The 8914-nt window shown below is 66.0% G+C and carries 8 protein-coding genes and 3 pseudogenes; 8 read left to right on the plus strand and 3 right to left on the minus strand.

The features are described 5' to 3' along the window. The first annotated feature begins 322 nt into the window (after positions 1-322). The 3 genes from AB0M87_RS32875 (at position 323) to AB0M87_RS32885 (ending at position 1643) form a co-directional block, all read left to right on the plus strand. A complete protein-coding gene (locus AB0M87_RS32875) occupies positions 323-811 on the plus strand; it encodes a hypothetical protein (RefSeq protein ID WP_365859498.1) in 489 nt (162 codons plus the stop codon). A gap of 308 nt (positions 812-1119) precedes the next feature. Next, entirely contained in the window at positions 1120-1443 is a 324-nt protein-coding gene (locus AB0M87_RS32880) for a hypothetical protein (protein WP_365859500.1), read from the plus strand. A 71-nt stretch (positions 1444-1514) separates the two neighbouring features. Further along, positions 1515-1643: a PLD nuclease N-terminal domain-containing protein gene (locus AB0M87_RS32885; protein ID WP_365859512.1), complete on the plus strand. Its 129-nt coding sequence runs from the start codon at positions 1515-1517 to the stop codon at positions 1641-1643. Between the two features lie 71 nt (positions 1644-1714). On the opposite strand, the pseudogene AB0M87_RS32890 reads toward AB0M87_RS32885, so the two are convergent. Both AB0M87_RS32890 and AB0M87_RS32895 read right to left on the minus strand, forming a co-directional pair. Next, positions 1715-1945: pseudogene (locus tag AB0M87_RS32890) on the minus strand (hypothetical protein); the annotation flags it as partial. Positions 1946-3087: 1142 nt separating this feature from the next. Continuing rightward, complete coding sequence (locus tag AB0M87_RS32895; protein WP_365859502.1) at positions 3088-3843, minus strand: DeoR/GlpR family DNA-binding transcription regulator; 756 nt, start codon at positions 3841-3843, stop codon at positions 3088-3090. Between the two features lie 244 nt (positions 3844-4087). Between AB0M87_RS32895 and AB0M87_RS32900 the strand changes: the two genes are divergently transcribed. From AB0M87_RS32900 to AB0M87_RS32915, 4 genes and pseudogenes are all read left to right on the plus strand, one after another. After that, complete coding sequence (locus AB0M87_RS32900; RefSeq protein ID WP_365859504.1) at positions 4088-5155, plus strand: 2-keto-3-deoxygluconate permease; 1068 nt, start codon at positions 4088-4090, stop codon at positions 5153-5155. A 44-nt stretch (positions 5156-5199) separates the two neighbouring features. Further along, positions 5200-6309, plus strand: a complete 1110-nt coding sequence (locus AB0M87_RS32905) for a RuBisCO large subunit C-terminal-like domain-containing protein (RefSeq protein WP_365859506.1) — start codon at positions 5200-5202, stop codon at positions 6307-6309. Then, a pseudogene (locus tag AB0M87_RS32910) lies at positions 6273-7130 on the plus strand (transcriptional regulator); the annotation flags it as partial. The gene AB0M87_RS32905 and the pseudogene AB0M87_RS32910, both read left to right, overlap by 37 nt. A gap of 7 nt (positions 7131-7137) precedes the next feature. Beyond that, positions 7138-7698 (plus strand): helix-turn-helix transcriptional regulator, encoded by a 561-nt coding sequence (locus AB0M87_RS32915; RefSeq protein WP_365859508.1) that lies wholly within the window; start codon positions 7138-7140, stop codon positions 7696-7698. 836 nt (positions 7699-8534) lie between these two features. Here AB0M87_RS32915 and AB0M87_RS32920 read toward each other — a convergent pair. After that, a pseudogene (locus tag AB0M87_RS32920) lies at positions 8535-8675 on the minus strand (glycosyltransferase family 2 protein); the annotation flags it as partial. On the opposite strand from AB0M87_RS32920, the gene AB0M87_RS32925 reads away from it, so the two are divergent. Further along, positions 8653-8914: hypothetical protein (locus AB0M87_RS32925; protein ID WP_365859510.1), on the plus strand; the 262-nt coding region annotated here is incomplete at its 3' end. The pseudogene AB0M87_RS32920 and the gene AB0M87_RS32925 sit on opposite strands and share 23 nt — an antisense overlap.

Genomic DNA, 8914 nt, shown 5'->3' on the forward strand with positions numbered 1-8914 from the left:
GCATCGAGCACCCCACCACCCCGTCGGCAAGACCATCAAACGCGCCGAATCAATCAAGGAACACCGAGGCCAGACTGGTTAAACGCCAAGCTGAGTACCTGTTTCTGATCCCCTGGGTTCGACTGGGACATGTGTAAAGGCCTTCTTGACAGGCGGGAGGGTGTAAAGGCACTCTTGACATGTGGTCGATTCTTCGATGTCTCTCAGCGCCCTGAGCGATCAGCTTGCTCAGCAGGCGTCTGATCTGGCTGAGGCGCTGGGCAGCCCTCTGGCAGCGCCGGCATATCTCGACTTAGTCCGGCGCTCCCAGAAGGTCGACGACATGGCGGGACAAGTCCTGAAGCTGTGCGTACAGCAGTCGCGTGATGCCGGTCACACCTGGCAGGAGATCGGAGACCTGCTCGGTGTCACTCGCCAGGCCGCCTTCCAGCGGTTCGGTAAACCCATCGATCCCAGGACGGGAGAACTCATGGATAAGACGGTGCACATGGCCGACGCCGCGGAACGTGCTCTCGCCATTGTCACGGACGTTCTCGAAGGCAGGATGGACCGAGCGAGGCGGTCGTTCAACGCCGAAGTTCTGAAGGCGTTCACCGACGAAGTGTGGGGCAATGGCCTGGCCACGCTCACCGGCCTCGTCGGCCCGTTCGAGGGCTTCGGCGAGGGCGAGCCGTTCGTACGGCGCATCGGCGACCACACGGTCGTCGACATCCCACTGCGCTACGAAGCCGGCGACATGAAGGCCCAGGTCGCGTTCGACGCGCAGGAGAGAGTCGCCGGAATCTACATCATCCCCACGGAAGTCCCGTGAACCTCGGGCCCGGCCAACGCGGAAGGCGTGGTCGGCGGACGAGCGGAGGAGTCGTGCCCACAAGGAATAGGCCGGACGCGCGGATTTTCGCCGTGATCGCCGTGCTGCACACGGCCGCTGCGGTCCTCACGTGGCGGGACCTGCGGGCCAGGCCGGCGCGGCGCGTGCGCGGTGGCAAACGGATATGGCGGGTGGCCAGCACGGTGAACACTCTCGGATCAGTTGCCTACTGGGTGTTCGGGCGCCGGCAGGATTTTATTGCGTCGGTAGACGCCCATACGCGGGAGGCATGAGTGAGCCGGGCGGGTATGACCACCTACGACGACGGTGCGATTCGCTGCGACGATCAGTGCCTGATCATCCGCGGCTACTACCCCTGGGGGGCGAAGCGGATCGCCTGCACCTCGATCAAGGGCATCGAGACACTCGACCTGACCGGCACGAACAAGGTGCGCGCATGGCGGATCTGGGGCACGGGCGACTTCATCCACTGGTGGAACTTCGACGCGAGGCGCCCCAGGAAGAGCCGCGCTCTGGTGATCGACGCCGGACGCCGTGTGCGCCCCACGATCACCCCGGACGATCCGGACGCTGTCCTGCGCATTCTCACCGCAGGCAGGGGCAGCAGGTGACCGGACCGTCTGGCGCAAGCCCGTGGGTGGCGATCGTGCCGGTGATCGCGATTCTGCCTGCCGTCCTGTGCATGGTCGACATTGTGAGACATCCGGACACCCGGGGCCTGACGCCTCAGGCATGGCTGGCCATATGCGCATTCGGGAACGTCTTCGGGCTGATCGCGTATCTGAAATTCGGCCGGGACGCGAACCGCTAGCTGTACATTCCGTGGAGCGGAAGGGCAGGGCCAGCTCGGTGCCGAGGTGATGGTCCTGGCCTTGAAAAGGATCAGTCCCGCTGGGCTTCGCGAGAGGCCGGCTGCCCGTTCCTGCGGGAGCTTCGGCGGGTGATGCGCTTGGTCATGAGGGTGATCGCGGCCCAGGTGATGAGCGATTCCGAGTGCTGGATGAGCCGTTCGTAGTCGCGCGCATGCCGGCGGGCGTGCATGACCCAGGCGTGTGAGCGTTCGACGACCCAGCGCCGAGGCAGAACGACGAACCCCGAGGCGTCCTTCGGTCGGCGTGGGAGAAGCTCCGCGCGAGCCGGGCGAACCCGCCCGGCAGGGTCGGCGGTGGAGCGCGCCGAAAGGTACGCGGCGGCTCTGGAACAGGCAGAACAGATGTTTCGCGCGGCTTCCGTGGTAGGTCCGGCCACTCGACCCCTGCAGGTCTTCTACGGCTTGAGCCAGGCTGGTCGTGCCATCGCCGCAGCGGCAGTCGACCTCAAGGACTCGACGGACACGGCATCATGGCCAGCGGCTTCGACAAGCCCTTTGCCGACGTCGAGGTTCTCACTGACCCCGTGACGTCGCGGGGCAGTTTCGTGCGGCTTATTCAGCTCTCTGAAATCCCCGGTCTGGGGCAGGGATCCGGTGGGTCTACAAGAGGTCTGAGGCATGCTGGACGGGAGACGGCGAACTCGTTCTTCGCAAGTACCCGCGGCTCGCTCAGCACCATGAGTAGGTGCGCCGGGCACCACGCCCCGATGCGCCTCCCGACCTCACCCGCTACGACCAAGGCGGTGGAGGACTTAAGGAGGCCGCGTCGAAGAACCGGCCCGTCGGCCTGGAGAAGGTGGTGGCGGCCGGGCTGGAGCTGCCGGCTTCTCCACCTTCGACTCGATGATCTCCACGATCCGCAGCGAGGTGAACTCCTCGATCTGCTGCGGCATCCACGACCGGATGAGCCTCGCCGAGCAGGCGGGGATGCTGCGGCTGTTGGAAGAGCGCGGCAGTGACGGTGCGACGCAGTTCAAGCGGCTGAAGCAGACCCGCAGGGCCCGAGCTGGTCGCACTTCAAGCGCCTGTTCACGCACCTGGAGTGGCTGGACAAGCTCGGGGACACCGTGGTGTGTGGGTGGTCGGAGCCGCCTGAGCGAAGGTCACCGACTTCGCCGGCTTCCGAGGGGCAGCGGCCCTCGGCGAAGCGGCTGGAGCAGGAGGTCAAGGCCCGGGTGCCGGAGCGCACGCTGATGGGGATCGTGGCCCGTTCCGCGAACTGGGTGTGGCCCTGCTTTCATGCGCGTATCGCCGCAAGATCACCCGGCCAGGAACCCTGTCCGGTTCACACGTTCCATGAACGGTTGAGATACGGCTTCTTCAGCTCTTTGTCGGTAGCTGAAGAGTGGTGATCATAATCTGTGCGCGGTGGTCGGTTCGAACGCTAGTGAGCGACCAAGATCTCCGTGAAGGCGGGGCGCAGCTCAGGGGGAGGCATTTGGTCGGTGACAAGGATATCGACGATCGATAGGTCGCCGAGGGCCATCGCTTTCTTGCGGGTGAACTTGGTGTGGTCTGCGGCGACTACGACTCGGTCCGCGAGGTCGAGAAGTGTGCGGCGTACTTCGACTTCGGCGGGGTCGAAGTAGGTGATCCCGCGGTCGATGGACAGTCCTCCGCAGCCGAGGATCATCAGGTCCAGATGGATTTGAGGCGGTTCCTGTGCGGCCGTGGAAGCGATCAGGCTCAGTTCGGGTGTCATAAGTCCGCCCAGGACGAGAACGCGGCTTCGGGTGTCGCGCAGTTCGAACGCCGCGTGAAGCGAGTTGGTGATCACGGTCAGATCGTCCCGGTCGGAGAGTTCCGCGGCGACAGCGGTACAGGTGGTGCCGGTGTCGATTCCCACTGAGGCGCCTGGCTCGACCATGTCTGCCACGGCCCGCGCAATTTTCGACTTCTCGGGCATCATTGTCGCGGACCGCGATCCGTAGGCGGGTGCCCGGCGAGGTACGGCGCCGCCGTGGACGCGGTCCAGCAGTCCTGCCTGATCGAGTTCGGCCAGGTCGCGGCGGATCGTCATGCCGGACACCGCGAATCGTTTCGCGAGTGTGTTGACGTCGACCTGCCGGGATGTCTGCAGCGCGCTGAGGATGGCTCTCTGCCGGGAGTTGCGCACTGGTTCCACCTCGTCTTGAGCCACGCTCATCACGCTATCGGGCCTCCTGCCACGGGCTTCAACCAGGGTTGACGCGGTGCGCCCCCTCCAAGTTTGTTCATATGAACATCGCGGCGCCTCGATCGTACACCTGTCGGGCCTATCGTGCGGGCGTCCTTAATTCTGCGCCGACGGTCACGCGAGTGGCGGCCTATTGACCTGCAGACTTCCTGCGGCTAAGGTCCGAGCCACTAAATGTTCATTCGAACATTGCCGTCCGGAGGTTCCCATGGCTGTGCCCATCAAAGCTGGCATCGAGAAGGTGCCGGGCGGGCTGATGCTCGTCCCCATGCTCGTCGGTGCCGTGGTGCACACGGCGGCGCCGGGCTCCGGAGAGTTCTTCGGCTCCTTCACCGGAGCTCTGTACACGGGCCTGCCCGCGATCCTGGCCGTCTTCTACGTGTGTCTGGGCTCGACCCTGGATGTGAAGGCGACGCCTTACATCGCAAAGAAGGGCGGTGTACTGCTGGGGAGCAAGATCTTGTTCGCGATGCTCGTCGGCATAGTCCTGGGCCGGCTGCTCGGGGAATCGCCGATCAGCGGTGGGGCGTTTGCGGGGTTGTCCACGCTGGCGGTCGTGGCGGCACTGAACGACACCAACGGCGGCCTCTACATGTCGCTGATGGCCCAGTTCGGACGTAAGCGCGACGTCGGCGCCTACAGCGTCATGAGTCTGGAGTCCGGCCCGTTCCTCACCATGGTCACACTCGGTGCCGCCGGGCTATCCGCCTTTCCCTGGCAGGCCCTGGTGGGAGCGATTCTTCCGTTGGTGCTGGGAATGTTCCTGGGCAACCTGGATCCCGAGATGCGTCGCTTCCTGGCCCCCGCCGTGCCGGCGATCGTGCCGTTCCTCGGGCTGTCACTGGGACTCACGCTCACCCTGACCGCGGTCTGGAAGGCCGGCCTGCTGGGGATCGGGCTGGGACTGTTCGTGGTGCTGGTCGGCGGGGCGGTTCTGCTGTTGGCCGACAAGGCGAGCGGCGGCGACGGCATCGCGGGCCTGGCCGCAGCGACCACCGCCGGCAACGCGGCAGTGGTCCCCTCGATCGTCGCGGCCGCCAATCCCGTCTACGCGCCGGCCGCCCAGTCCGCGACCGTGCTCATCGCCTCGTCGGTCGTGGTGACGTCGATCCTTTGTCCGCTGATCACCGCTCTGTGGGCCCGACGGATCCTGAAGCAGCCCTCTGGCGCCAACCAGGTCGGCGACTCGACAGCCGACGCCGAGGGGCCATCCTCCATCCCGGATGTCATACCCAGCAGAAACCGCGCAACCGCCGCGCAGCGCGACGGCAATTGACGACGAACGTCCCTTACATCAGAGCCGTAGAAACGGAGAGCACCATGCGTGACCAAAGGGTTGTGCGCTGCACGTACTACCTGGAGTCGGAGATCGATCCGGAGCAGGCTGCCGCGATCATGGCCGGGGAGCAGTCCAGTGGCACCTTCATCGCCGTGCCCGGTGAGTCTCCCCGTATTCGCGAACGGCATGCCGCGCAGGTTGTCGACGTGCGGGATCTGGGCGTGCGCAGCCCGTCGCTGCCGTCACGTACCCGCCCCGAGGAGGTGCGGGCCGCCCTTGCGGTGGTCGAGTTCCCTATGGAGAACATCGGCACGGACCTGGCCACCTTGCAGACCACGATCGCGGGGAACCTCTTCGAGCTCGGTGAACTGTTCGCCTGCCGTGTGCAGGACATCGAGCTGCCGGACGAGTTCGTTGCCGCGCACCCGGGCCCGGCGTTCGGCGTCCCCGGCACCCGCAGGCTGATGGGGGACGCCGAGGGCGTCATGATCGGCACGATCATCAAACCGAACGTCGGCCTCGCCGAGGACGAGTTCCGTCTGCTGGTGCGGGAGTTGGCCAGGTCCTCGGTCGACCTGATCAAGGACGACGAGCTGATGACCGATCCGGCGTACTTTCCGCTGGAACGCCGTATCGCCGTAGCCACCGAAGAGATCCGGGAGGCCGAACAAATCACCGGTCACCCGGTCATGTACGCGTTCAACATCACGGGTGACCTCGCCGGGCTCCGTCGGCGACACGACATGGTGGTCGCGGCGGGCGGCCGGTGCGTGATGCTCAACGTCCCTGTCATGGGACTTCCCGCCCTGGCCTGGCTGAGGGAGTTCTCCGAAGTCCCCGTGCACGGCCATCGTGCCGGTCTGGCCGGGTCGATGCGCTCGCCGGCGCTGGGGATGTCCTACCGGGTGTGGCAGCAGCTGGCCCGTCTGGCGGGAGCCGACCACCTGCATGTCAGCGGACTCGGCAGCAAGTTCTACGAGACCGACCTGGAGGTCGCCGCGAACGTGCACAGCCTGCTCGAGCCGCTGGGGAAGACCCTGAGCCCGGTACCGACCTTGTCGTCCGGGCAGAACGTCACCACCCCGGCACCGACCTTCGCCGCGACGTCACCGCACCCGTTTTCGACAAGACGGTGCCCGGCTCCTGGCTGATCGACCTGTCCACCATCGAGATGGACCCCCGGCTGGCGAACCCGTTCACCCCGCACGGCACGCGGCCGACCGGCCCGGCCTGGTACGCGACGCCCACCGTCGCCTACGCCCAAGAGCTCATCGCCACCTACCAACTGCCCGTCACCCTCACCCCGATCCAGGCATGGATCCGCACCGCATCCGGCCCGTACCTGGACCCCTGGTACAAGCACCTCTCGGACGCATACAAGGCGACGATGGCCGACCTCGGCATCGAATCCGGCATGGAGGAAAACGACTTCCTCACCGCGATGGCCACACACAAGCGACACGATCCCGGCATGGCCATCGTGCTGTCCGCGATCAAATCCACCATCAAGGGCAGCATCGGCAAGCTCCGCGAACGCCCGCAGGGCGCCTCCCACAAGTACGGCGAGCGCTGGCCCGCACTCGAGCGCCCGACCTGGCGCCCGGACATCCGTGCCGCCGTCATCGCGGCGGCCCGGGTCAACATGCACCGCAAGCTCATCAAGACCGCCCTCGCCTCTCAGACCTCTCCGGCCCCGGTCGGGCACCTGCGCTTCGACGAGGACGCGCTCCTGCCTGTCGCGCTGCTCTCGGACTGTGCGGTTTTCCTCGCCGACGACCCCTCGCCGTACGGCTTCCTGCCGCGCACCGCCGACGGCAAGCCGGCCCCCGGCGGATTCCGTCTCGGAGTATCGCCCGGGATGGTCAAGCACGAAGGCACCCAGGAGTTCATGTGGGCCGCCCAGATGCTGGATCAGGGCCACAACCCGGCCCGGCACATCAAGGGCACCGACGCCGCCGACGACGGAGAGTAGGAATCTGATGGGCATCATCGGAGACAGCCTCGACAAGGCCTCAGCCAACGTGTTCACCCGCCCGATCCCGAAGTCCGCCGGCGCGCAGATCCGGTTCCTCGTGAAGCACGAGAAGGGCTCCACCCGCACGGTCGCCCGCCGCCTGGGCATCTCCCAGCGCACCGTGGAGCGCTACCTGAAGGGCCAGATCAAGAAGCCCCGCCCCGAACTCGCCGACCGACTGCAGGGCGAGGTCCGCAAGAACTGGCAGCCGGTGGTCCGCAAACGCGCCCGCACCCAGGCAGCAACCGCGACCGGCATCACGATCGAAACCCGGGCCCGCTTCGGGTTCACCGCCGCGCCCGGAACGACGGATGATGGACGCATCCGGCTGATTACCCAGCACCTCCCGCCCGTTTACGCCGACCGCCTTTTCACCGCGAAAGACGCCGGGGCCGGTGAGCAGGAATTGCGGAACATCGTCGCTCAAGGACTGCAAGAGGTCTATTTCAAGGACGGCGGCCGACGCGCAAATGATCTTCTCGTGGAATTCACCGACATCGATTACATCGAAACCGACTACTCCTGATACCCGCGCACCGGCTACCGCCGGAGCGCCCCGCCCTGCGACGATCGAGGCTGGGTGGGACGCACCGTGGAAGACCCAGCTGGCGCCTGTGTAACAGCGCCAGGGCGCGCCACCCAGCGCGCACCCGGCGCAGCGCTCCGCCCCTCCCCACCTCACGACCCCTATCGACCGACAGCCGAGCAGCTCCTCTACCCACTGACTGGACGTGCTTCATCGCCACCGGCGCCTTCGCGGGGTGGCTCAATTCACGAACCCTTGGAGATCAACGAAGCCAGAAAGCCGACCGGAATCCGGACCCCCTGGCAGTATTCGGACGGTCGGCCACCGACGGCGAGCGCGAGAGGTTCAGCCGCCTGCCGGATGTGCAGATCGAAGAGTGGGTGGGCGACGGGCACTTCGTCCACCTCGTCGATCCCAGGCGGTTCGCGACGAGGCTCCGCACGTTCGTCGAACACTGCGACCAGACGGTCTGACCGACGGGCCTGTCCTCCTTGGCTTAGGGAGGAACGCCTGAGGGGCTTCGGCGGGTCAGGGCCTGTGGCGAAAGTCGATCTTGAGCGTGAGACGATCTGGTCGTTTAAAGTCCAGGCGCTGGTACATGTCCTCAGCCCAAGCCGTCGAAGTCTGCCGCACCAGCCCCGCCTGGCACGACCCGAGCGTCGATGAGAGCTTGTTCCTCGGGGGCGCTCGCAGTGTGTCAGGTGAGCGGGGCTCTGGAGACCGACTGGGGGCCAACGGCAGAGGTGGACTCATGAACATCGAGATCAACAAGCAGGTCGTGGCACGCTTCGACGATCTTGGCGTCGTTGGCTCACTCTCCAGGTTCGCGCACGGCTTCAGATCCGTGATTTGCGCAGCGAGCGCCACGTGGCTCCGGCCAGTGCCCGCATCGACTGAGGAACCGAGAGCCGCTCGTGTTCGCGATGGAGGCCCAGTTCTACGGGCGAGCCCATCTTGTTCGAGGAGACCGAGAGTGACGACCGCAGCGCCCTCCGAAGTCATCGGGCGGTGCGCACCGATACGCCGGGTGTCGGCTTCGATGCTCGCGCGCTGGTGGGGATCCGGCCAGAGGGGTGTTTTGTCGCCAACAACGTGCAACGGAGTTACCGGACGCCGTGGACGGGTCTGTACAGCGAATGGTGGGACTCGGTTGATTGTTTCTATCGGCGTCCGGCGGTGAGCCGGCCGTCGAAGGTGATGTCGAAGGCGTTGAGTG

The sequence above is a fragment of the Streptomyces sp. NPDC051320 genome (assembly GCF_040682175.1).
Lineage (GTDB): Bacteria > Actinomycetota > Actinomycetes > Streptomycetales > Streptomycetaceae > Streptomyces.